The following is a 22,575-nucleotide window of genomic DNA, read 5'->3' on the forward strand; positions in this document are numbered from 1 at the left end:
CATAAGCATAAAAAAGCCGCTTCTCATTAATGAGAAGCGGCTTTTTTATGCTTGCATGCTGCTTACAGCGTCGCCAAATCAATTACGAAACGGTACTTCACGTCGCTTTTAATCATGCGTTCATAGGCTTCGTTGATGTAATCGATGTTGATGACTTCCACGTCGGAAACGATGTTGTGCTCGGCGCAGAAATCCAGCATTTCCTGGGTTTCCTTGATGCCGCCGATGTGCGAACCGGCCAAACGCCGGCGCTGCCCCACCAGTGGGAAAATGCCAATTTGCGGAGCTTCGGGCGGCAAGCCTACCATCACCATCGTGCCGTCGAGGCGCAACAGCATCAGGTAGGCATTGAAGTCGATGTTGGCACCTACTGTGTTGATAATCAGATCGAAATAGTTCTGCGTGGCTTTGAGTTGCTCGGCGTCTTTGGTCACCACGAACTTATGAGCGCCCAAGGCTTTGGCATCGGCCTCTTTACTGGACGATGTGCTAAGTACAGTTACCTCGGCACCCATGGCCGCGGCGAGTTTTACGGCCATGTGGCCCAGGCCACCCAAACCGACCACACCCACGCGCTTGCCCGGACCAGCATTCCACTGGCGCAAGGGCGAATACGTGGTGATACCGGCGCAGAGCAGCGGCGCAACGCCCGCCAGATCCAACTTGTCAGATACATGCAGCACGTAGTTTTCGTCCACCACAATCTGGTTAGAATAGCCGCCGTACGTGCGCGTTTGGCGGTCTTGCAGGGTGCTGTTGTAGGTGAAGGAAATATGCGTTTCGCAGTATTGCTCCAGCCCTTGCTCGCAGTTGGAGCAGGTGCGGCAGGTATCAACCATGCAGCCTACGCCGGCCAAGTCACCCGCTTTAAAATTCTTGACGTGGTCGCCTACTTGGGTAATGCGACCTACAATTTCGTGGCCCGGCACCATCGGAAACGTAGAGCCGCCCCACTCGTCGCGGACTTGGTGCACGTCGGAGTGGCACACGCCACAAAACAGAATTTCGATCAGGACATCGTGCGGCCCTACTTCGCGGCGCTCAAGTTGGAAAGGCGCTAATGGAGCCGTTGCCGCGTCGGCGGCATATGCTTTTGTTTGAATCATGGGTCTGGGTTTTGGAAGTCTTTTAACCCGCTTCCGGTGTAAAGGTTGGCGGGCCGCGTACAAAAGCCGAAATAATGGCTTCGCGATGGCGTAAACAACAGCCGCTAGCTTTGCGCGTTCTGACGTCGGGGCAGTGCTGGTTGAGGTTTGTACCAGCATGAGCAGCCGCTCCTTGCCGCTTCGTCCGTCATCCAGAGCGCATCAAATCATCACAGATGAAAAATAAAACCCTGATCTGGCTTCCGATACTAATCGTCTGCCTGCTTGCCTTGGGCAGCCGCGCCGTAGCTGGGCCTACCGCCAAACAAGTCCCCGATTTCAAGGTGCGCGTGCGCGTGACGAGTATAAACGGCCAGCGCCCGACCGCCGAGCAGGGCTTCACCCTTGCCTTGGCAGGCACGCCGCAGGGCGCTACGTTCAAAGGCGTGGCGTGGAGCGCCTGGGTGGCTTCTACGCGGGCCGGAATCGAGCAGGCGGTGGCAACTTACAACAACGCCAACAACAGCAACTGGCAGGTAGTGACCGGGTTAACCCTCAATCCGGCGGCGGCTAGTCCGGCGTTTCCCAGTATCAAGCTGCAAGTGGAAAGCGCCTTGGTCGGTGGCGAAACCAGCGTTACGGAGGCCGAGCTGTTTGGGCCAAGCGTTGGTCTCATTCTGTGGAAAGGCCCCGATGCCAAAATTCACATCGACACCTTCACGGGGCACGGGCGGCGTTACTACGACAAGGCCATGAAAGATGCCTTTTTGCCCGCCAACGAACGCCCCAAGAAGATCCTGTTCGGCGATCGCTACATCGGCGGCGACAACGACAACCTGAGCTGGAAAGAAGGCATTCGGCGGCTGTGCGGGCTGGGTTTCAATGCATTGCATCCGGTGCCCGCCAACCTAACGGCCACCGTGCGCGAAGCGGGCATCCAGAAGTTATGGGGCGCCGTGTACAACCCGCCCGGCTACGCCTTCAATTTCAGCTCCAACCGGCACGCCGAGTTCGTCAAGTTTGCGCAGGATCAGATCAACCCTTCGCTGGCGGCGGGCTGGAAGAAAGAAGACATCGGCTTCTGGGTCACCAGCGACGAGCCCGGCTGGTACTACCCCAACACCTACAACGACTTCAACAAAGATCCGAATGCGCTGGCCGATTTTCACAAGTACTTACAAGACAATAAGTTATCCCCACAAGATTTGGGCAAATCTTCGTGGGAAGAAGTGCAGCTAATCGGGCGAAAACAGTACACGGATTTGCCTTCGCGGCGGTTGTTTTACTGGTCCAACCGGTTTGTGCCGTGGGCTTCGTCGCAGTTTTTCGCGGAAGTAGCCAAGGCCTACGAAGAAGTTATCCGGCCGGATGTGCCCATTCTTGTCAATTTTAACAACTTCATGGGCGTGGCGTATCAGCCCGGCCCGGTGGGCAACAACCCCACGAAAACCGACCCCAACGCCGCCATGGGCCAGCACGATTGGCTGGAATTCGGCCGGGCGCGCGGTACCACGTCTATTTCTACGGAAGACTGGTTTGGCGACGACGTGGCCTACCAATGGTCGTTTTATGCCTCGCGGTTGCGGGCTGCAGCGGAGTTGGGGAAAGTTGATTTCGGCTCGCTGGTGATTCCGCGCGTGTCGGGGCAGCGACCGGGCGGCATGGCCCAGAAGCTGCTTGCGCTGGTGGGCAACGGCGCCAAAACCATCGATTTCTTCACCTACGGCCCCGAATACGCGTTTCCCGGCAATTGTTACTCCGAAAATCTGGCGGTGATGAAGCCGTTGTCCAAAGGTATGCAGCTGGTGGCCAAGGCCGAAGATTTGCTGTATCCCGGCCTGATGCGCCCATCGGAAATCGCCATTCTGACGCCGCAAAGCTCCCCGCTCTGGGACTTAGAAGATCAGCAACTGGCTCAGGGTCTGATGGATGTGACCAACGCCGATATGTACAGCGGCCGAATGGGCTACCAATCGGAGCTGTACTCACTGTTTCTGGCTTTGCAGCACAGCGCCGTGCCCGTCCGCTTCGTGGATGAGCAGAAACTGACGGAGCCCGATTTCAAAACGGTTAAAGTGCTGTATCTCACGGCTCCCGATTTGCCCGCCGAATCGGCCACAGCGCTGCTGCAATGGGTGCGCGACGGTGGCACGCTGGTAACCGTAGCCGGGGCCGCCGAATTTGATCGGTATCACCAGCCCATGCCCATGTTGCTACAGGCTGCCTGCGTGGCCCCAGCTACGGCTGTCCGGATGCCGCTGTTCAAATACGACGATGCCAAGGCCAACGGCACGCTCACGCAGGCCAGCAAACAGGTAGCCGTGTTTGGCGAGCGTGAGAAGCTGACAATCAGCGCCAACCAAGCCAATGAGGTGCAGATAAAGGCCACTTTCAACGATGGCACACCGGCCCTTACGGAGCGCCCGCTTGGCAAGGGCCGCATCCTGCGCTATGCTTGCTATCCGGGTCTCTCGTACCGCAAATCGGCGAAGGGCACCACGGGCGGCTTAGCTAGCGGCTTTTCCGAGGCGTGGCGCAATCTCATCGTGCAACCCGTGCAGGCGAGTGGGGCCACTTTGCCTGTTAAAGTCAACAAAGCGCTTATTGAAGCGCCAGCGCTGTATAGCCAAGCGGGCGTGGCCGTAACGCTGCTCAACTGGAACGGCACGCCGCAAACCGTGGAAGTCACCGTGGCGACCGATAAAAAAGTGCGGCGCGTCGCGTCGGCTGAGAAAGGGCCTTTGCGCTTTCAGCAGTCGCCAAACGGCATCACCGTTAGCTTGCCACTTGGCGACGTGGACGTGCTCCAGGTATATTATTAAGCGCTTTTCGCGAGGGCGGCATCTACCTGGGCGCGCATTCTTTTCATCGACTCGTGCGCAAACCGGCGCTGGAGCATCCGGCCAAACAGCTTGAAGCCGAGCCAATAAAACGGATTGCTAATGCGGCCGACCTGCGAGAAAGCGTGGATGCGAAAATCTACTTTGCCGGTGGCAAATTGCTTGTGCACCGTAAAATCAATCTGGCCGCGCTCGAAATGGCCTTCGAGCGTGCGGTAATTGTAGCCCCACACCTGCTCCTGCCCATTGGGCGTGGTACGGACTTCGTCGGTCAGGCCGCTGATGCGCACGCCAAACCAGAAGGTAAAAATCAAAAACTGGCCTCGCAGAACCATGGTGCGGTTGTCGAGCGGCGAATCGGGCGGAAAGATGCCGGTAATCAGGTCGGGCGGCGGAAACGTATAGTTGCGCAAGACCTCGCGGGCGGCTTCCCACGAGCCGCCCGGCACGGGCGGGCCAGGCGCTTCGGCCGGCAGATCGGTTTCGTAATCATCTATGCGCCAGCCATTTGCCGCAGTGTATTCGTGACTGCGCTCCGGGTCGAAATTATAGCCCGCCTTACCATACGACTCCAACTGCAAGCGGTGCTGTTGCCACAGCGGCATCGACTCAGCCATGTTTTTTCTCAACGGTATCGTGGTCGTGGTCAATGGTTTCGATGTGCACGGGCTCCAGCACCTTGCCCCCGCTGGCCTCGGCCACGCGTTCGCAGAACGTGCACCAGGTTTTCTCCTGCACCCGCCGCCCAATGCCGAGCGTGTCGTAGGCAAACGAGACTAAGCCATCGCGCGAACGCGCCCAGGAGTGAATCTCAAAACGCAGGGTATCAGGCTGATTGGGCAGATGCCGGAGCGAGAAACGAATGCGCCCCGCTTCGGGGTGCCCTTCCAAAGTCACGAATTCGAAGCCCATGTTTTCCACCTTATCCACGCGCACCAAACCGTTCCAGGGGCCCAGTATTTTGATGGAAAACTCATCGCCTTCCTTGATGAGATGCGCTTCGCCCTTCACCTTTTTGAAATCGGCCAGCAAGTCGGGCGAAAAGTGCTCGACATCGCATTTGATGGCCTCTATTAAGGCGTCAGCCGATTGCATGGGGTGCTCGATATCGACGTAATAGCGGCGTTCAAAAAGAGCGCCGGAGCCTTCGTGAGCAGGTTGTTCGGGTTTAGCCATGGCGGAAAGGAGGCACAACAAGTCGGCAGAAGCCGTTGCGGCGCTCTTCCATACGCATCGGGGCAAATGCGGTTTAGCAATTCTTCCCTTGGCTTTAGGCAGAAAACACATTCGCCATAACTATCTTATTGTCAAATACTTACAAACAATGAATATATTCTTGGAAACCTTCCTGCCTTCATGTACAAGAGTTGCGAAAGGCAAAAAATCGCCCTGCGCATCGCAAAACGGCGTTTTGCCGTAGGCAAAAAACCACCTTCCTCAAGCTATGTATCGCCCCTACCACCCACCCGCCGACCCTATCGTTGTTCGTGAGCTGACGCGCCAGCAAGAGGAAATGCGTACCCGCGTGCGCCTCGAACCGTTGGTTGCCGAACCTACCCTTATTGCGGGCTGCGACTCCTCGTTCCCGACGCCCGATACCATTCTTTCGGTGTTCGTGGTTCTTTCATTTCCGAAGCTGGAATTGTTGGAGAAAGTCTACCACCACGATGTGGTGGATTTGCCATACGTGCCGGGTTTTCTGGCCTTTCGCGAAGCCCCCAACCTGCTGAGAACCTACGAGAAGCTCCAGCACAAACCCGATCTGATCATGGTCGATGGGCACGGAATTGCGCATCCGCGGCGCATGGGCATCGCCTCGCATTTGGGCGTATTGCTGGACATGCCCACGCTCGGGATTGCCAAACAGCGCCTCACGGGCCGCTACGATGAACCCGCCGAAACCGCCGGCAGCCACACGCCCCTCTTGGATAAGGGCGAACTCATTGGGGAAGTACTGCGCACCAAAGACCGCGTACAGCCGGTCTTCGTTAGCCCCGGCCACCGCTGCGATCAGGTTTCGGCGATGCGCCTGGCTTGGGCCTGCACCAAAGGCTATAAGCTTCCGGAGCCTACGCGCCTTGCCGATAAATGGACGCAGGAATTTAAGAAAGAGCTGAAATAGCGTGCAGCATACCTGATTCTTCGAACGCGGCGCGTAAGCTTTGCAACGACTCGGCTGTGCTTGGCGGCAGCCCCAGCAAGCGGGCTACCGCTTCGTATACCGGCCGCGGCGACGTGGCTTCGCCCATAATGCCCCGATCCAGAGGGCGCTGCTGCGACTTCGAAAGCTTCTGCCCATCGGGGCCAGGCAGCAAGGGATGGTGCACAAAGTGAGTAGCCCCGAACGCGGCTGTTTCGGGCAGTTGCGCAGCAAGCCAAAGCTGTGCAGCCGTGCTGGGCAGCAGATCGTTGCCGCGCACGATGAGCGTGGTACCCAGCCGCACATCGTCCACTATTGAGCCGATCTGGTAAGCGGCTTCCCCGTCTTTTTTGCGCACCACAAAATCGCCGAGCGCCTGAGCCAACTGCACTTGCAGCGGGCCTTGCCACAGATCCTCAAACTCGACTACCAATTGTTCCGGCACATGGGCGCGCCACGCCGTGTTGGGCGCGTCAAAATCGGTGTGCGCCAAGCGACAGGTGCCAGCGTAGCGCCCATCGGCGGCGCGCGCCAGAATTTCGGTGCGCGAACAACCGCAAGCGTATAGCAGGCCGGGCACCCTGCGCAACTTGGCCAGCACTGTTTGGTATTCGCCCAAGCGATGGACCTGCGAGTACTGGCGCTCAAAATCAGCTGGGCCGCCGGGTCCGGCATCGTAGTCTAGGCCCAACCACTTGATGGTCTGGAAGATATTTTCCAGATACGCCGACCGCAGACGTACTCGATCCAGGTCGTCGATGCGCAGGTGCAAGGTGCCGTGGGCGCGGCGGACGAGCAGCCACGTCAACACGAAATTAACGGCGTTGCCGAGGTGTAAATAGCCGCTGGGCGTGGGCGCAAGCCGCGATACAACTGGCTTATTACCAACCATATACGAATAAATATTATTCTACCGTTTCCGCCACCCTAGCCTGATTCAGGATGTCGCGGTTGCGAACGCCCCACTCCTGAATGGCCTGCACCACCGGCTCCAGCGACAAGCCGCACTCGGTAAGGGTATATTCCACGGTGGGCGGCACAGTGGCGTAGGCTTTCCGGCTGACGATGCCGTGGCTTTCCAAATCCTTAAGCTCCTTGATGAGCATGCGCGGCGTAATGCCCGCCACATCGCGCTCCAGCACCTTAAAGCGCATGGTGCCGTGCGCAAGCAAACTATGGATGATGGCGAACTTCCATTTGCCCTCCAGCACATCCAATGTCTGTCGGAAAGGACAATCTCTGATAATTTCTATTTTTTTATTTTTCATAACTGCCTGATTACGAGCAAAGGTTACACAGAGTATATTGATATACATTCGTGTAACCACTTGCAAAAGTATAGTATTGGGCGCGAACTTTGAATATACCTGCCAGCAAGTCGGGCTCAAAAGCCCGGCTGCTTACTTCGAAAATTCAACGTTTTATGGCTCAGACTATCTTGCACCCGGCCGCAACCCGGGGCCACGCCAACCATGGTTGGCTGAATTCTTATCACACGTTTAGCTTCGCTAATTATCACAACCCGGCCCGCATGCACTTTGGCGCATTGCGCGTGCTCAACGACGACACAGTGGCCGGCGGCAAGGGCTTTGGGGCGCACCCGCACAACAACATGGAAATCATCTCCATCCCGCTTTCCGGCGATTTGGAGCACCAAGACAACATGGGCAACAAAGCCGTGATTCGGCAGAACGACGTGCAGGTAATGAGCGCCGGTACGGGCGTGGCGCACAGCGAAAAAAACCACAGCAGCACCGAGCAGGTTAAGTTTCTGCAAATCTGGCTGTTCCCGAACGAGGAAAATGTAAAACCCCGCTACGACCAGCAGACTTTCCGGCCCGAAGACCGCCACAACCGGCTGCAACAAGTGCTTTCGCCTTCGCCCGACGATGCAGGCGTCTGGATTCAGCAGGATGCGTGGTTTCACCTCGGCTCGCTCGACGCGGGTTTTGCTACCGAATACCAACTGAAGCGCCCCGGCAACGGCGTGTATGCTTTTGTGCTGGAAGGCGACGTCACCATCGACGGCCAAACCTTGCACCGCCGCGACGGGTTTGGCATTTGGGAAACCGATAAGCTCCAGATCACGGCCGACAGCAACGCCGAATTGTTGTTGATGGAAGTGCCCATGGAGCTGTAGGCCAACCCTACGCGCCGATATACGGTAGACTTGTAGTTCTTTATTTTTCAGCTTCACTGACTTCGGCGCGGCCAGCAGTTCCGTCATGGGATGCAGGCCGCGCCGGAGCACTTTGCACATGAAACACACCCCTGTTGTTTATCCTATTCACGAGCTCATTCGCAACCGCTGGAGCCCGCGTTCTTTTGCCAGCTATCCCGTAGCGCCCGAAACCCTAAATCAGGTATTCGAAGCTGCTTCTTGGGCCGCCAGCGCCATGAACGAGCAGCCTTGGCGCTACATCTACGCCCACCATGCCAACACCGAAGCCTTCGGCAAAATGGTGGAATGCCTGATGCCCGGCAATCGCCCTTGGGCCAAAGATGCGGCCGTGCTGATACTGGCGCTGGCCAAAACCCATTATGACAACGGCACGCCCAACGGCGCAGCCCTACACGATTTGGGCCTTGCCAACGGCAACTTGATTTTGGAAGCGACGGCCTTGGGCCTGCACGGCCACTTTATGGGCGGCTTCGACCGGGCCAAAGCCATTGAACTTTTCCACCTGCCTGATAATCTGCAACCAGCAGTAATGATTGCTTTGGGCTATCAGGGTGAGATCGACCAACTGGACGAGCCTTTCCGAAGCCGGGAAAAGGCCGAGCGCCAACGCAAACCCCTTTCTGAATTCGTCTTTCACCAGCAATTGCCCACCGAATGAACCACCGCATCACCCGAGCCAACGAACGGGGCCTCAAGGACATCGGCTGGCTCCAGAGCAACTTCACGTTTAGCTTCAGCAGTTACGCCAACCCCGAACGCAACGGCTTTGGGTTGTTGCGGGTGTTCAACGACGACTTTGTGAAGCCCGGCAACGGCTTTGGCTTGCACGCGCATGCCAACATGGAAATCATTTCCGTGATGCTGGGCGGCCGGATGAACCACATCGACAGCCTCGGCTACAAGGAAGAAGTGACCACCGACGGCGTGCAAATTATGAGTGCGGGCAGCGGCCTGCGTCACGAGGAGCACAACATCGGCGACGACGAGGTCAATTTCCTCCAAATCTGGATTGAGCCCAAGTTGCAGAACGTTACGCCGCGCTACCAACGTCGCAGCTTCCCAGAGGCCAAGCGCAAAAACCAGCTTACGACCATCGTCAGCAACGAAGAGGGCACGGCGCATTGCTGGATTAACCAGAATGCCCGGCTTTCCCTGGGTTATTTCGATGCCGGGCAGACGCTCACGTACGGTTTTAGCCCCTTGAACAAGCTTGTGTTTGTGTTTGTGATTACGGGCGAGCTGCTTGTAAACGGGCAAGCACTGGCCAAGCGCGACAGCATTGGCATCTGGGAAACTGACACCATTAACATCGAGTGCCCGTCGGAAGCTCGCTTTATTCTGATCGAAGCGCCTATTAATCACTAGCCCCATGCCCACAATCACGGCGCACAGTGGTGCCGAGCATTTCCGTACTGAGATAAGCTCTGACAGCGGCCACCAGCTGCTAGCCGATGAACCGACCGACAACGGCGGCCAAAACGCGGGCATGGCGCCGGCCGAGCTACTGGCTTCGTCGCTGGGCGCTTGCACGTGCATCACGGTGCGCATGTACGCCGCCCGTAAGCAATGGCCCCTGCGCGGAATTGATACAACGGTGAGTTTCGAGCGCAATGCGCAGCACGTGGTTACACACCTTACCCGCCACCTGCGCCTCGACGGCGACCTGTCCGAAGAGCAGCGCCAACGGCTGCTGCAAGTCGCGAATGCCTGCCCCGTACATAAAGCGCTCACGGCGTCAGTAGCCATCGATACAGAGCTTGTATAGCCGCTCTGCTATTCCCTTATTTCCACAAAAAGGCCTTCCGAAGAGAAGGCCTTTTTGTGGAAATAGCTTTTGAAGCTGTCTTATTTTCCAATCAGCGCCTTAGGCTTCCTAAAGAGCCTCTTCAAAACTGGCTTTTATATTTCAAGCCACACATCCCCGTTTATTGGGTATCCTACGCACGTCAAGGCCAGCTTCTTGGCAAGGTCTTTTTCGGTTAGCACTTCGTTGTAGGACATCCAAACCTGGCCAGCCGTACACCGGGCTACGCAACTACCGCAGCGGCCGGTTTCGCAGCTATAAGGCAGATTAATTCCGTGCTTTTTGGCCGCTTGCAGAATCGTATTCGGGTACTGCACCTGAAATTCAAGCTTCTGTTTGCGCAGATGCACAGTTACTGTATGTACCTCTGTATCTGGAGGTTGTATTTTAGGAATTACGAGCGTATCCGTACTAAAATTCTCGCGCTTAATATTTTCAAAAGGCACGCCGGCTTCCCGCAGGCCGTACACGCACATGCGCATATATTCCGTGGGACCGCACAGATAGGCCAGCGTTTTTTCGCGTGGAGCAACGCCGAGTTTTGCAATAAATGATTTCAGCAAATCTTTGTACAAACGCGCCTGCGCCAACACGGCGTTATTGCTGTACAAATATTCGATGCGCAGCCGTTGCGGAAATTTGGACGCTAATTGGTCAAGCTCCGCGTGAAAAATGGTTTCCTCGCGTGAGCGGTTGCTGTAAATAAGTACCGCACGCAACGTTGGATGCGCGTATAGCACCGTTTTGAGCAACGAAAATACCGGCGTAATGCCGCTACCTGCCGCCAGAAAAAATACCTGCTGATAAGCATCAATGTCAGGCGGCAAGGTGAAAAACCCGGCGGCGCCGATGGTCAGCAATTGGTCTCCGGGTTGAGCTTGGTCAATTAAGTAGCGCGAAAATGCTCCGTTAGGAATTCTTTTCACCCCGATGGCCAGAGGCTCGCCCAAAACGGGAGCCGAAATAATGGAATACGACCGCCGAATTTCCTGCGTAGCAGTTTGCAACACAAACGTCAGGTACTGTCCCGGCTCATAGTATATCTGTTGTGCATCCGGTTCCTCGAAATAAAAGGTTTTTACATCCGCCAGTTCGCGTTTAATCTTGCTTATCGTTAGCTTATTATATAAATCATTCATTATCAATGCATTATATAGCAAGCTATTTTATGAAAACTACGCTGCTAGTGTAACGCCAACTGGCCGAGGCAATATTCCTGCATTTGCCGGGCATTGCCAATGGCTGAGGCGTCTATATCGTTGTTAAAATAAATATAGGCTTGCTGCACATCAGGAGCGCCGTTTATTTCGTCGGCAATTCGCACCAATTCTTCCTCCGAATAAGGCGATTTGTAGAGCTGCGGCACGCCGTGCAAGCGGTAATACAGCACCGAGGTATTGTGAATTATATTCGTGGGCAGATCGGGGTGGCTCATGCCACAGAAAGTGATTTTATGCTGTGCGAATGTGTTGTACACTACTTCGTTCCACCAACTAACGTGGCGAAATTCCAGCACGTTCTGATAGGCTGGATCTAAATTATCAATAATCTTTTGCAGGCGTTCTTCGGTGAATGTGGTTTTGGGTGGCAACTGAAATAATATACACCCGAGTTTTTCCTGCAAGCCCTCGGCAATGGTGCCATAAAAATCAGCAAGCAGCTGCCTAGATTCGTTGAATTGTTTGTAATGCGTAATCAGGCGCGGCGCTTTTACCGAAAAGCAGAAATCGGATGGGCTTTTTTGGTACCAATTTTCCAGAAAAGAAAGCTGCGGAAACCGATAAAAAGTAACATTAAGCTCAAGCGTTTTAAAGTGCTCGCTGTAGTAATCGAACCACTTGCGCTGTGGCAAGCCCTTGGGATAGAACGTTTCTTTCCAATGGCGATAATGAAAACCGGAACACCCAATAAACCAGGATTTCATACAGCTAAGAGACGTTTGCGAGCTTACCTCTATACGGGTATTTCTTGGCAGCCGGCTATTTAATTCAGAAGCAGATGAGCAGGATATGGCGCAACAGATCTTACATAAGCAATTGATTATTAATCAAATATAAATACCTGCCCATTTAACATGCCGTGGCTTTCCAGCGTAGATAATCTTTTCGCCTGCCAGTTTTCGTTTTCTGTTTTACGCTTCGTCGTATAAGGAGCAGATGCAGCCAGCGCGGGTGCATTCCGCCACCCCAAAGCCACAAAAAATGACATCCATAAAGAAATTCACTGTGGGCGACAGCGTCGTGCTGAAGCAGCAAGAAGACGCTGTATTTGAAGTAGTTGCTACCAAATCGCAGGCGCACACAAGCCCCGAGGGCGACGCTGTTTCCGTACCGCCGGGCTATGATTATGTGCTGCGCCCTTTCGATCCGGCAGCGCATTCGGCGCCGTACGCGTATGCCAAAGCCGACGAAATTGATGTGGCCATGTAGCGCCAGCTTACAGCCGCGCCGTATTTTCTTTTGCGTAAACTTAATGACGCGCTAGCCGCCGCGTACCAGCCGAATATTCTCTCCGAATTCAATTCACTCAATGGAAAATCCGCGCATTTTTACAGCCAACAGCGAAGCCGAAATATGGCAGCAAGTAACCGCCGACATGGCCCTGCAAGGCGAGATTTATGAGTACTCTGCGCAGCTAAACCAGGGAAAGCAACAGATTCTGCTGGATATCGACATTGATTTGGGCGGCGGCTTCGAGAGCGGGTTTGAAAGCACCACGCTTACGGCGCGCGTGTCGGATGACGTAGCGCTGCGATTTGCCATTCACGAGCAGGATTGGGTGAGTGAGTTGGGCAAATTGCTGGGGCTGGAAGACATTGAAATCGGTTACCCGGATTTCGACGAAGCTTTTATCATCAAAACCAACGAGCCCGCAACGCTACACACGCTGTTTGCCGATGGCAACCTGCGCGCTATTCTGCTGAATCACAAAGGCTTTGAGCTGACGCTGGCGCCCGAGACGCATCACTCGGAAACGGATATTGTCCTGCGCTTCAGCAAAGACGAAGGCATAGTCGAAGCCGCCGATTTACAGCAACTCTATCACCTGATGTACGCCTTGCTGGAACGGCTTAATCCATAACGGATCTACGATTTTCTCTTGACCGTTAGTAATTGTTGCATCGTCCGGGCATTGTTGACGGCCGCGCCGCCGATGCCGTTATTGAAGTATAAATACACTTCTTTCACGTGTGGCGCGGACTGAATTTCGTCGGCAATTCGTTGCAAAAACTCAGCGCTGTAGGGCGTTGTGTACAACTCCGGCACGCCGTGGAAGCGATAATACAGCACGTCGGTATTAGCAATTACTTCGTCGGGAAGGGGCTGCGGGTGGCTCTGCCCCACAAAGGCAACGCGGTGGCGGGCCAATTCGCGGTATACCTCGCCTTCCCACCAAGTGGGGTGCCGAAATTCCAGTACATTATTAAATGCGGGATCAAAGCTGTCGAGAATGCGTTGGAGCAGTTCTTCGGTGTAAGCCGCTTTGGGCGGTAGCTGAAACAGCACCGGGCCCAGTTTTTCGCGTAGCCCTTCCTGCACCGTGCCGTAAAAATCGGCTAGAACAGCCTGGGCTTCCGCATTGAATTTCTTGTAGTGCGTCACGAGGCGCGGTGCTTTCACCGCAAAGCGGTACTCGGCCGGACTTTTCGTGTACCAGCCCTCAAAAGTCGCCAGTTCCGGCATTCGGTAGAAGGTCACGTTCAGTTCCAACGTGTTGAACTGCTGCGTGTAATACTCAAACCATTTGCGCGGCGGCAACCCCTCCGGATACAATACGCCCTTCCAATCGCGGTAAGAAAAGCCGGAGCAGCCAATGTAGGTAACAGGCATAAAAGCGGGTTCAGTAAACAAACTACAAGCTTCTACGAAAGTACCCCCACCACGGACAGGCTCTGGAATGGTGCTCTGATCTCGGGCTGTTCGTTACAAAGGCTGCTTTACCTCAAACGTAAATCGGCGGCTGCCCACCAAGCCATTATCCGCAAGTCCCTGAATCACAACCAGATATTTTCCGGCATGATCGGAGGTATAAAACTCCAGGCTTTTTTTGCCATCTGCTGAAGTGGCTACGTTGGGGTTCCAGTAGAGCAGGGTGCGCGCGTCGGGCAGGCGGCTTTGCTTTTCCGCCGCCGTTTCGTAGCGCGGCGCATAGAATTCGCGCTGCCATTGCATGCCCTCGTATTCCTGCACCAACGCATGCGGATTAAGCTCAAAACCAGCCAGATCGCCCTTGTAAGTAGTGTAGCTCACCAAGCCATCGTAAATCATAGAACCCTGAAAATACCGGCTGGTAATTACATCCAGCTTCTGAATTTTCAGCGGGTCCATGGCCATGATCTTGTTGACGTCGAATACCGGCACCCCGTCCAGCAATACCATCGGGTTTTCGTTCAGAATGACGTGCCGAATGTTGTCAAGTACCATAAAATGAAAGCCGTCGTTGCGCAGTCGCACCTGCACGCCGGGCACGTATTCGCGCATTACTTCTTCCAGCACTTTAAAACGAGTGTAGTCGTCGAGTTTATAGGTTTCGTCGGGCTTGCCGTAGAAGGCGGTGCTGTCGGCGGCGGGGAGCCGGTGCATCGTCAGCTGCTTGCGGAAATACGCATTCTGGACCTGCATCTGAAGACTGCGCTTGCCAAGCTCGGTGCGAAAAGATTCCGAAAAAACCAGCGGTGGCACGGCCGAGGCCGTGTATTTTACGGAAAATGGGTTGATGATTTCAACACGGTAGAGGCTGTCGCGCTGGGTATTGGTTTGCAGCACCAATTCTTTAGAGCCGAAGAAATCGCGTGTTTCAAACCGGACTCGGCCATTCTGATCGCTCGTCGCGTTGTACATCCGAATAAGCCGGCTTGGGCTAGCCAAATAAGCGCCGACTTTCGGCGCAGGCGCACCGGTATGGCCGTTCACCACCCGGCCTTCAACAACGTGGCCATTTATTTCGGGGGCAAATTCGAAGTGCGGCGCTTTATTCGAGAATACATCCGTCCAAAGGAATCGGCTCCAGCCATGCGTAAGCATCAGATTATCTGACGCTTCTATTATTTCAGGGCTAGTGCTTGTAAAATAATAATTAGGGTTTTCAACCGTGCCTTTCAGGTTGGAAGTCAGCCATAGAAAGCTGTTTACATCGAGGCCGGGAACGGTTGTTAAAGAGTCCAGTCGATACACCGCCAACGACATGTCGGCGGGCGTGGCTTTCTCAGTGAAAGAGGTCGTTGACAGCTGCAATACTACTTTTTCGCGGATACCGTACTGCTGCTTATCGGCAGTGGCAGCAATGAGCAGTTGGGGCTTTGGGCGCTGAAAATACAGGCGCTCGCTCAGCGGCTGTTTGCGACTGTTGAAAATGGTGAAATGCGAAATTCCGTCCGCCAGGTTTTTTTTCTCAACCACAAATTCGCCGCGCCCGCCCGCAAGGCGAGTAGCAGCCGATACGGAAATCTGTTGGCCCGAGTGCCCCACCAAAAACACGTCTTCCGCCGACTTTTCAGCAATATTCGACGCGACAGTTAGCCGGAGCTGGCCTGGACTGATGTCTTCCAGATGCAGTGTGTAGCCGTATTCATGCGCGGCGGGCAGCTTTCGGGTAACTACTTGCCCACCCAGTAATTTGATTGAGGCTGTGTAAGCTACTCCTTCCTGGTCCGGCGTGAAAGTGAAATTCCCGATGCCGAATTTCAGCGTTTTAAACTGGCTTACCACCACGCCCTGCGGGTTGCGCACCGTGCCTTCGGTCGCTACGCCTTTGCCGGCTCTGTTGGTGATTTTGAAGGCGACTTTGCTCGCCATTCCCTTTACCAGATTACCACCTTCGGGGAAAAACTGTACGTCTACTGCCGCCGAATCCTTGCTTGCTTTTTGAGCCAGATTGCGGCGCGTATTAATAATGGTTACGGGAATGGACGAATAAAAATCGGGGCTAAAGTTTTTCATCCAATTGGTGTAGGCCCGCAACACATAATTGCCGGAAACCAAAGAAGCCGGCAGTTGCCACGAGCCATTGCCGGCGGCATGTTGCAAATTGATTTTCGCCTGCAATACCGGATTGTGTTCTTTATCAAGGAGTTCCACGTAGGCTACTTTGCTCATTGCCAAAGGCTTGTGATGCGTGCCATCGACGGCATTTAGCTTAAACCACAGGATCTCACCGCTCACGTAAAAAGGCCGGTCGGTGTGCACGTAGAGCTTTTCTTGGAGCGTCTGCTGGCTGTAGGCATCAAATCGCTTGCGTAAGCTGGCCAGCGAATCCGTTGCCTGCCCGTACGTACTTCCCAAGCTCAGTACCCAAGCCAAACCGAAAAACAAAAGCGCCCTGTATGTCTTCATTTGAAAGTAGCGGGAGGAAGAAAAGAAATGCCTGCAGACGCTTGTCACGCTTTTGCAACTTACTGTAGTTCAGATAATTATCTATTTCCAAAAATCCGGCTGCTTGTTGGTGCCGCGCTTGCGGCAGTCTACGCACTCGGCGGTGGAGTAGGAATAGGCAGGTTTGGTACGCGAATCAATAAATTCAATGGGCGCAAAAGGATTGTCCTTGAAATAGCTAATATACCGTGGGTCCTGCGGGCCGGTGGGGTTCCGGACGAGGATAGTATCCACGCGGACGCAGCTTTCGTAGCCAGTAACAGGGAGCCAAGCATTGGTGTGCGGCAGGTCGCGGTTGCGATCGATAAAGAGGCGTTGCTCCGTCACCGACTGCACGCCCACAAAGCCGATGACCGTTTCGCTGGCATCCGAGAGGGCGTGCACGTTGCCCACCAGCTGGCTGGGCAAAGGGTCGAACAGGGTGCCCAGGCTTTCCGTGTTTTTTTGCAGCAGCTCCCAGTAGGCAAACTCCGCCGCCGTCAGCGCGTACTGCCGCACCAACAGGCTGTATTTCACTTGCAGCTTCGTGGAGTTGCTGGGCAGTAAGGTCAGCGGGTAGTGCGTTACGACGTCCTGCGTAAGTTTTATGGTGCTGCTCAGCTTGATGGACGGCGCGCGGGCCGTGGCCCAGCAGTGATTAATGTCTTCGGTAAGCAGCTGAAGGCGGTTGTTGCGTAATTCTATCTGGGCGCGAAAAGCAGAATTAAAATCCCAGGTTTCTTCGTAGTCCCAGCGGTAATAGCGGGTGTTGTTGGCATCGTCGTGGGCATTCACATAAAATTGCAGCCCTTTGTCGCTGATCTGCCACGTTACCGAGTCGATGGCCGGCGTGATTTTGGCCTGCACAAAGTCCGAGGCGTACTCCCGCTGCCCGCTGCTGCGCACAAACAGGCGATACCGCTTGTCGGGAGAAAGCGTCAGCACGGCCGATGTATAAGTACCGGGGGCAGTTTCGGCTAAGGGGTAGCGCGTTCCTGCTTCCTGCTCGATGAACACATTGGCTTTGATTTCCGCTGGCGGCGCCGTTTTGTTGCCGAGGTTTTGCGTGCGCGAGAGACGAATTGTACTCACCCCGGCTGCGTTGATCGCACCGTCTATTACTAAATACCCAACTGATTTCTGGGCAACTTTTGGCTCGAAGCGGTCAATGCAACTCGCCAGCAACAACACCGGCAGCAAGGCCCGCCGACGCCATACCCCACGTAGTAAGTCGATCAATGAATTTGCGTGCATTTATATAAGTAATTAATTATCGAGTATTTATAAATAGGCTTATTGCCAAAAAGCCGGTCGCTTGTTGGTGCCGCGCTTGCGGCAGTCCACGCACTCGGCCGATGAGTAGAGGTAATACTTAGTGGGGTCCGTCCCGATCTGTATTTCTTCAATTGGGAGGAAGACGCCGCTCTTGAAAAACTCGATTACGAGCGGCAGCGGCGGCTTTTTGAGGTCATGCGGGCCGGGGATGGTGTCGGGCGGAACGCACTTTTCGTAGCCGGTCTGAAAAACCCAGGTACGGGGCAATTGGCCATAATCGACGAAAATGCGCTTTTCGGTGACCGACTGCACGCCCACAAAGCCGATGACCGTTTCGCTGGCATCCGAGAGGGCGTGCACGTTGCCCACCAGCTGGCTGGGCAAGGGGTCGAACAGGGTGCCCAGGCTTTCCGTGTTCTTTTGCAGCAGCTCCCAGTAGGCAAACTCCGCCGCCGTCAGCGCGTACTGCCGCACCAACAGGCTGTATTTTTGCCCCAATTTTTCTGAAGTAGGCGGCAAAAGCGTGAGCGGTTGGTGAGCAATCACATCTTGCCCGAGCTTCGCGGTGCTGCCCAATTTAATGGCCGTCGATTTCTCCGTCCGCCAGCAGTGAAAAATGTCCTCGCCGGTGCGGGAAGTAAGCTGGCCGTTGCGGTACTCAACTCCGGAAACGTAGGCGGAAGTAAATTCCCAGGTTTCCTCAAAGTCCCAGCGGTAATAGCGGGTGTTGTTGGCAGCGTCGTGGGCATCCACATAAAATTGCAAGCCTTGCGCTCCGGCCTGCCACGTCACCGAATCGATGGCCGGTGTAGTTTTGGCCTCTACAAAATCGGAGGCAAAATCCTGCTGCTTCTGAGTCCGAAAAAAGAGACGATAACGCTTACCCGGAACCAGGTTTAGCGCTTGGGAAGCGTACACCCCCGGCGCCGTTTCGAGCAGCGGAAAGCGCAGGCCGCCCTCTTGCTCAATAAATACGCTGGCTTTGGTTTCGGCCGGCGGGGCGTCTTTGCTACTCAGATTCTGCGTGCGCGAGAGCCGAACAGTGCTTACTCCATTGAGGTTAATGCTCCCATCTACGACCAAATAGCCAACGGAAGCGTTGAGTACGGTCGGCTCGAAGCGGTCGATGCAACTTGCCAGCGCCAATAAAAGCAACGCCCACCAAAGACTAGCCGGGCGCAGCAGAAGCGAAAAGTAGCCCATCTAGAATTTGAAGTTGTAGGTGATAGTAGGAATTGGCCGCCCAAAAATGGAGAGCTTATAGCCTTTGATCTGGCCATTTTCCGATTTGAAATAAATTGAATACGGATTCTTGCGGCCCGTCAGATTGTAGACAGACAGCGTCCAGGAGCCGTGCGCCAGCTTCTTCACTTTGTGGTTGCCCTCGAAATTCAGCGCAAAGTCGGCGCGGTAATAATCGGGCACGCGGTACTCATTGCGATCGGAATACAGCACTCGCGTCGAGTTGGCCGTGACGTATTTGGCCAGCGGCAGCGTAATGGGCCGACCCGTGCTGTAATTAAAATTAAGCGAAGTGCTAAAGCGCCGACTGAAGCGGTAATTACCAATCAGCGTGACGTCGTGGGGCTTGTCGAAATTGCTCGGGTAAAACCGGCCGCCGTTGATCATGTCGCTGGTGGTAGCCACGTTGACTTGCACCAGCGAGCGCGAATAAGTATAGCTCACCCAGCCGTTGATTTTGCCCGTCAGCTTTTTCACCATTACTTCTACGCCGTACGCCTTGCCTTCCGCGTTAATTACATCGGTTTCGATGTGGTGATTCAGGAGCAACGTCGCGCCGCCTTTGTAATCCAGGAAGTCGTGCATCACCTTGTAGTAGGTTTCCACGGACGTTTCGATGGTGTTGCTTTTGAAATTGCGGTAATACCCCACCGAAATCTGGTCGCCAACCTGCGGCCGAATGTTGGCATCGCTCAATTTCCAGCTATCCGTCGGCGACATCGAGGCCGTATTCGATAGCATGTGAATGTATTGGCGCAGCCGGTTGAAGCTCACCTTCATCGAGGAGTTGTCGGAAAGCGAATACTTGGCCGATAAGCGGTATTCCGGGCCATGGTACGTGGCGAGCGCTTTGCCTTTCTGGTAGTGCAGCGTGTCGGTGATGGTATTCACCGATTTAGACACGCCTCCTAGGTATTGGTATACATCTCTGGGTCCCAAGGCATTAAAGAGCGAGTAACGCAGCCCGATGGAAACGGCCAAGCGGGGCGTAACCGTAATGAGATCGGAAGCATACACGGCACTTTCGACCGCTTTTTCGCGGGCCAACGCGTCGGGAACAATCAGCGATTCGTCGCTGGAGGGCGCAAACGTGCCGGGCGAGACGTTGTACAGAATGGAGCTTACGCCAAAGTCGATGCTGTGCTTGGCGCTGGGCAGGTAGCTAAAATCGGCCTGCGCATTCACCTGCCGGATGTCGTACTTAAGTCGCGCGTTGGTGATTGGGTTATCCTGACTGGAAATGTTGTAGCTGTATTGGCTGAAAGCGCCGGTCAGGACCCCGTAAAGGCGGTTGTTGAAATTGTGCTTCCACTTCGCGCTGGCGTTGGTGTTCTCGTATTGGTACACGCTATCGCTGGCCAGCTTAAACCTATCGCGGCTCCGGTACCCGGTAAGGTACACGGAGTTCTTATCATCTATCTCATTGCTAATGTGCGCGTTAAGATCATAGAAAGCGGCGGCGCTTTGCTTCAGCTTGCTATTCGACAGCAGGTGCAGCAACCAGTCGGAGTAGCTGGTCCGCCCACTGATGATAAAAGAGCTTTTGTCCTTCACGATCGGGCCCTCAAGTGCTAATCGACTGGTTAGCAATCCGATACCGCCCGAGCCAGCGAACTGCTTTTTGTTGCCGTCGCGCGTGGCAATGTCCAGCACCGACGACAAGCGCCCGCCGTAGCGCGCTGGAATTGTTCCTTTGTATAGCTCGACGGTTTTGAGGATGTCGGGGTTAAAGGCCGAGAAAAAGCCGAACAAGTGCGAGGGGTTGTAGACGGTCGCATCATTAAACAGGATCAGGTTTTGGTCCGTGCCCCCGCCGCGCACGTTCATCCCGGTACTGCCCTCGCCTACCGACTTGACGCCGGGCAAGGTCAGCACCACGCGCAAAATGTCCGTTTCGCCGAAGGCGGTGGGCACCTGCTTCATGGTTTTGATGTCGAGCCGCTCCAGCCCCATTTGCAGGCCCGCCACGTTTTTGTCTTTCTCGGCCTCAATCACCACTTCCTTCAGCGTAGTGATGTCTTCTTCGACCTCTACGTCCAGCTTTCCGTCGGTGCGCAACACCACTTGGCGCCGTGTATTTTTGATGCCCACACCCCTAATTTTCAGTTCGTGCCGGCCCACGGGCAACGTCAGCGAGTAGTACCCAAACTGATCGGTGGCCGTGCCGATGGATGGCGACTCGATGTACACCGAAGCGCCGATCACGGCCTCGCCCGATTTCAGCTCCCGAACGTGCCCGACCAGCGTGACGTTGCCGTTGGCCGTAGCCCCACGGCCACCACTGATTTCGTATACTTTCAGTTGCAGCGCCGCCGCAGAGCGCGATTTGCGGTTGGCCGCGTCGTCGTTGGCATTGTCAACGACAGCAACTTTTTCCTCATCGCCCGGCCGGAAATAGTCAGCCGGCAACTCCGATTCCAACCGGAGGCCCGAGGTGATGTACACGCGCCCTTCGCCATCGATAGCGTAATGCAGCTTCGTGCCCTTGAATACCAAATCCAGCACTTCCGGCAATGGCCGCTCCCGCACTTCCGTCGTGATGGATAAGCTGTCAACGGCCGCCGGATTAAAGTAAAAGCGATACTTCGACTTCGACTCTATGGCTTTGGCAAAATGCTCAAAAGTGGCCCTCTCAAATATTCCGCTGATTACCGGCGGCGTGGCGTTTTGCGCATAACCGGAAGATACAGCACATAACATCAAGAATATCAGAAGTATACGTATAAATCTTTTCATCTAAATCAGTTGCTGCTATGTCAATCGGCCGGCGCTTTCTTACTCGTTACTTGCTTTGTGAAAGCTGGCCTTGCACTGAATTATAATAGGTAACCAACTCCGCCAACGACGTTTCCCTGCTGGCTTTGTTAAATTTTAATTTGTGCTGCCGCGCGTACGCCTCCAGCTCCGATTTTTTATCGCTTAATAATTTTGCCACGCCATTTTTGGAGCTAACCGGATAAAAGCGATTTTCTTGTTGCAGAAAATACGTAACGGCTTCCGGAAAGGAGCCTTCTATGCCGTTGGGGCCGGCCTTTGTATGGAGCACTTTTACTCTTTTTGCCAAGAGCCTAGCCCTACCGTCGACTAGCAAGTCGTAGAAACCCGTCGGCACGGAATTATCGGCTACGCTGCCGGTTACAATGCGCGTAAAGGTGTGTTCGCCGAACGCGAAGTAGGTTATTTTTTCGCTTACCAAGCGCACTTTCAGCGGGCTGGCGACCACCTGCGACACCACCTGATCCAGCTTGATGTCGTACCACAACGGCACGTCTTTGTACAGGACTCCGTCGAAATAAACCGCGCCGATCTGCTGGCTGCCGTCTCCGAAAAACTGGTGGCCTTTCATGTAAGGCAACTTGTAATCGATGTATTCCGGCCCGTTGGTCAGGAGCGTGTTAGGCCCCATAGCCTGCGCATACTGCTTGCTTGCGGTCGTAACAGCGGCAGTCAGCGAGGCGCTATCCTGTGGGCTGGCTTGTCCGAAAACGGGAATAGTGGGCAATGCCCCTGCAATAAAGCAGTAAAGCCAAAACACCCTTGCATTCATAAGTACCTTATAATCAATCACTTATATTGCCAACCAATTTATTGCCAACAGCTCCACAGGATCGACAATTTTTTGCATTAAATATATAAGTTATTTCACATTAGCTTCTT

General features: G+C 54.6%; 21 protein-coding genes. 8 read left to right on the top strand and 13 right to left on the bottom strand.

Annotated elements, in window-relative coordinates:
* Nucleotides 1-62: 62 nt before the first annotated feature.
* The gene (locus tag FHG12_RS05080; RefSeq protein WP_230471297.1) at nt 63-1,106 is read right to left on the bottom strand and encodes an NAD(P)-dependent alcohol dehydrogenase; all 1,044 of its coding nucleotides are present in this window, start codon (nt 1,104-1,106) and stop codon (nt 63-65) included.
* Between the two features lie 215 nt (nt 1,107-1,321).
* Here FHG12_RS05080 and FHG12_RS05085 point away from each other — a divergent pair, with 215 nt between their 5' ends.
* Nucleotides 1,322-3,907, top strand: coding sequence for a hypothetical protein (locus FHG12_RS05085; protein ID WP_139514697.1), 2,586 nt, complete (start codon nt 1,322-1,324; stop codon nt 3,905-3,907).
* On the opposite strand, the gene FHG12_RS05090 is transcribed toward FHG12_RS05085, so the two are convergent.
* Nucleotides 3,904-4,542: a DUF1990 domain-containing protein gene (locus FHG12_RS05090; RefSeq protein WP_139514698.1), complete on the bottom strand. Its 639-nt coding sequence runs from the start codon at nt 4,540-4,542 to the stop codon at nt 3,904-3,906. The genes FHG12_RS05085 and FHG12_RS05090 overlap by 4 nt on opposite strands.
* Nucleotides 4,535-5,101, bottom strand: coding sequence for a DUF1990 family protein (locus FHG12_RS05095; RefSeq protein WP_139514699.1), 567 nt, complete (start codon nt 5,099-5,101; stop codon nt 4,535-4,537). Before FHG12_RS05095 ends, FHG12_RS05090 begins: the two co-directional genes overlap by 8 nt.
* Nucleotides 5,102-5,369: 268 nt before the next feature.
* Between FHG12_RS05095 and nfi the strand changes: the two genes are divergently transcribed.
* Nucleotides 5,370-6,047, top strand: a complete 678-nt coding sequence (nfi, locus tag FHG12_RS05100; protein ID WP_139514700.1) for a deoxyribonuclease V — start codon at nt 5,370-5,372, stop codon at nt 6,045-6,047.
* Here the strand turns inward: nfi and FHG12_RS05105 are convergent.
* The gene (locus FHG12_RS05105; RefSeq protein WP_139514701.1) at nt 6,028-6,957 is read right to left on the bottom strand and encodes a glutamate--tRNA ligase family protein; all 930 of its coding nucleotides are present in this window, start codon (nt 6,955-6,957) and stop codon (nt 6,028-6,030) included. The two genes, nfi and FHG12_RS05105, sit on opposite strands and share 20 nt — an antisense overlap.
* 13 nt (nt 6,958-6,970) lie before the next feature.
* On the bottom strand, nt 6,971-7,333 hold the full coding sequence (locus tag FHG12_RS05110; RefSeq protein WP_139514702.1) for a winged helix-turn-helix transcriptional regulator: 363 nt from the start codon (nt 7,331-7,333) through the stop codon (nt 6,971-6,973).
* Between the two features lie 155 nt (nt 7,334-7,488).
* On the opposite strand from FHG12_RS05110, the gene FHG12_RS05115 reads away from it, so the two are divergent.
* From FHG12_RS05115 to FHG12_RS05130, 4 genes are all read left to right on the top strand, one after another.
* Complete coding sequence (locus FHG12_RS05115) at nt 7,489-8,205, top strand: pirin family protein (protein WP_139514703.1); 717 nt, start codon at nt 7,489-7,491, stop codon at nt 8,203-8,205.
* 118 nt (nt 8,206-8,323) lie between these two features.
* On the top strand, nt 8,324-8,905 hold the full coding sequence (locus tag FHG12_RS05120) for a nitroreductase family protein (RefSeq protein WP_139514704.1): 582 nt from the start codon (nt 8,324-8,326) through the stop codon (nt 8,903-8,905).
* A complete protein-coding gene (locus tag FHG12_RS05125; protein WP_139514705.1) occupies nt 8,902-9,612 on the top strand; it encodes a pirin family protein in 711 nt (236 codons plus the stop codon). The genes FHG12_RS05120 and FHG12_RS05125 overlap by 4 nt, the downstream gene beginning before the upstream one ends.
* Nucleotides 9,613-9,616: 4 nt before the next feature.
* Nucleotides 9,617-10,012, top strand: a complete 396-nt coding sequence (locus FHG12_RS05130; RefSeq protein WP_139514706.1) for an OsmC family protein — start codon at nt 9,617-9,619, stop codon at nt 10,010-10,012.
* Between the two features lie 134 nt (nt 10,013-10,146).
* Here FHG12_RS05130 and FHG12_RS05135 read toward each other — a convergent pair whose 3' ends face one another.
* Nucleotides 10,147-11,190, bottom strand: a complete 1,044-nt coding sequence (locus tag FHG12_RS05135; protein WP_139514707.1) for a ferredoxin--NADP reductase — start codon at nt 11,188-11,190, stop codon at nt 10,147-10,149.
* Nucleotides 11,191-11,234: 44 nt separating this feature from the next.
* The gene (locus FHG12_RS05140) at nt 11,235-11,975 is read right to left on the bottom strand and encodes a DUF72 domain-containing protein (protein WP_139514708.1); all 741 of its coding nucleotides are present in this window, start codon (nt 11,973-11,975) and stop codon (nt 11,235-11,237) included.
* A 277-nt stretch (nt 11,976-12,252) separates the two neighbouring features.
* Between FHG12_RS05140 and FHG12_RS05145 the strand changes: the two genes are divergently transcribed.
* Nucleotides 12,253-12,480 carry a hypothetical protein gene (locus FHG12_RS05145; protein WP_139514709.1) on the top strand — a complete coding sequence of 76 codons (228 nt, stop codon included), beginning with the start codon at nt 12,253-12,255 and terminating at the stop codon, nt 12,478-12,480.
* Nucleotides 12,481-12,580: 100 nt separating this feature from the next.
* Nucleotides 12,581-13,132: a hypothetical protein gene (locus FHG12_RS05150; protein WP_139514710.1), complete on the top strand. Its 552-nt coding sequence runs from the start codon at nt 12,581-12,583 to the stop codon at nt 13,130-13,132.
* A gap of 5 nt (nt 13,133-13,137) precedes the next feature.
* Here the strand turns inward: FHG12_RS05150 and FHG12_RS05155 are convergent, their stop codons facing one another.
* The 6 genes from FHG12_RS05155 to FHG12_RS05180 all read right to left on the bottom strand — a co-directional run bounded on the left by FHG12_RS05155 (nt 13,138) and on the right by FHG12_RS05180 (nt 22,420).
* Nucleotides 13,138-13,881 (bottom strand): DUF72 domain-containing protein, encoded by a 744-nt coding sequence (locus FHG12_RS05155; protein ID WP_139514711.1) that lies wholly within the window; start codon nt 13,879-13,881, stop codon nt 13,138-13,140.
* Nucleotides 13,882-13,974: 93 nt separating this feature from the next.
* Nucleotides 13,975-16,383, bottom strand: a complete 2,409-nt coding sequence (locus FHG12_RS05160; RefSeq protein WP_139514712.1) for a hypothetical protein — start codon at nt 16,381-16,383, stop codon at nt 13,975-13,977.
* A gap of 81 nt (nt 16,384-16,464) precedes the next feature.
* On the bottom strand, nt 16,465-17,655 hold the full coding sequence (locus tag FHG12_RS05165) for a DUF4249 domain-containing protein (protein WP_139514713.1): 1,191 nt from the start codon (nt 17,653-17,655) through the stop codon (nt 16,465-16,467).
* Between the two features lie 39 nt (nt 17,656-17,694).
* Entirely contained in the window at nt 17,695-18,879 is a 1,185-nt protein-coding gene (locus FHG12_RS05170) for a DUF4249 domain-containing protein (protein ID WP_139514714.1), read from the bottom strand.
* Entirely contained in the window at nt 18,880-21,618 is a 2,739-nt protein-coding gene (locus FHG12_RS05175) for a TonB-dependent receptor (RefSeq protein WP_230471298.1), read from the bottom strand.
* Between the two features lie 82 nt (nt 21,619-21,700).
* A complete protein-coding gene (locus tag FHG12_RS05180) occupies nt 21,701-22,420 on the bottom strand; it encodes a hypothetical protein (RefSeq protein ID WP_139514716.1) in 720 nt (239 codons plus the stop codon).
* Nucleotides 22,421-22,575: the final 155 nt, after the last annotated feature.

This window comes from Hymenobacter jejuensis (genome assembly GCF_006337165.1).
In the GTDB taxonomy this organism is placed as follows: Bacteria; Bacteroidota; Bacteroidia; order Cytophagales; family Hymenobacteraceae; genus Hymenobacter; species Hymenobacter jejuensis.

Bases quoted from the DNA above. Each gene is read 5' to 3' on its own strand.
- FHG12_RS05080 (WP_230471297.1), bottom strand. From the start codon at position 1,106: ATGATTCAAACAAAAGCATATGCCGCCGACGCGGCAACGGCTCCATTA.
- FHG12_RS05085 (WP_139514697.1), top strand. From the start codon at position 1,322: ATGAAAAATAAAACCCTGATCTGGCTTCCGATACTAATCGTCTGCCTG.
- FHG12_RS05090 (WP_139514698.1), bottom strand. From the start codon at position 4,542: ATGGCTGAGTCGATGCCGCTGTGGCAACAGCACCGCTTGCAGTTGGAG.
- FHG12_RS05095 (WP_139514699.1), bottom strand. From the start codon at position 5,101: ATGGCTAAACCCGAACAACCTGCTCACGAAGGCTCCGGCGCTCTTTTT.
- nfi (WP_139514700.1), top strand. From the start codon at position 5,370: ATGTATCGCCCCTACCACCCACCCGCCGACCCTATCGTTGTTCGTGAG.
- FHG12_RS05105 (WP_139514701.1), bottom strand. From the start codon at position 6,957: ATGGTTGGTAATAAGCCAGTTGTATCGCGGCTTGCGCCCACGCCCAGC.
- FHG12_RS05110 (WP_139514702.1), bottom strand. From the start codon at position 7,333: ATGAAAAATAAAAAAATAGAAATTATCAGAGATTGTCCTTTCCGACAG.
- FHG12_RS05115 (WP_139514703.1), top strand. From the start codon at position 7,489: ATGGCTCAGACTATCTTGCACCCGGCCGCAACCCGGGGCCACGCCAAC.
- FHG12_RS05120 (WP_139514704.1), top strand. From the start codon at position 8,324: ATGAAACACACCCCTGTTGTTTATCCTATTCACGAGCTCATTCGCAAC.
- FHG12_RS05125 (WP_139514705.1), top strand. From the start codon at position 8,902: ATGAACCACCGCATCACCCGAGCCAACGAACGGGGCCTCAAGGACATC.
- FHG12_RS05130 (WP_139514706.1), top strand. From the start codon at position 9,617: ATGCCCACAATCACGGCGCACAGTGGTGCCGAGCATTTCCGTACTGAG.
- FHG12_RS05135 (WP_139514707.1), bottom strand. From the start codon at position 11,190: ATGAATGATTTATATAATAAGCTAACGATAAGCAAGATTAAACGCGAA.
- FHG12_RS05140 (WP_139514708.1), bottom strand. From the start codon at position 11,975: ATGAAATCCTGGTTTATTGGGTGTTCCGGTTTTCATTATCGCCATTGG.
- FHG12_RS05145 (WP_139514709.1), top strand. From the start codon at position 12,253: ATGACATCCATAAAGAAATTCACTGTGGGCGACAGCGTCGTGCTGAAG.
- FHG12_RS05150 (WP_139514710.1), top strand. From the start codon at position 12,581: ATGGAAAATCCGCGCATTTTTACAGCCAACAGCGAAGCCGAAATATGG.
- FHG12_RS05155 (WP_139514711.1), bottom strand. From the start codon at position 13,881: ATGCCTGTTACCTACATTGGCTGCTCCGGCTTTTCTTACCGCGATTGG.
- FHG12_RS05160 (WP_139514712.1), bottom strand. From the start codon at position 16,383: ATGAAGACATACAGGGCGCTTTTGTTTTTCGGTTTGGCTTGGGTACTG.
- FHG12_RS05165 (WP_139514713.1), bottom strand. From the start codon at position 17,655: ATGCACGCAAATTCATTGATCGACTTACTACGTGGGGTATGGCGTCGG.
- FHG12_RS05170 (WP_139514714.1), bottom strand. From the start codon at position 18,879: ATGGGCTACTTTTCGCTTCTGCTGCGCCCGGCTAGTCTTTGGTGGGCG.
- FHG12_RS05175 (WP_230471298.1), bottom strand. From the start codon at position 21,618: ATGTTATGTGCTGTATCTTCCGGTTATGCGCAAAACGCCACGCCGCCG.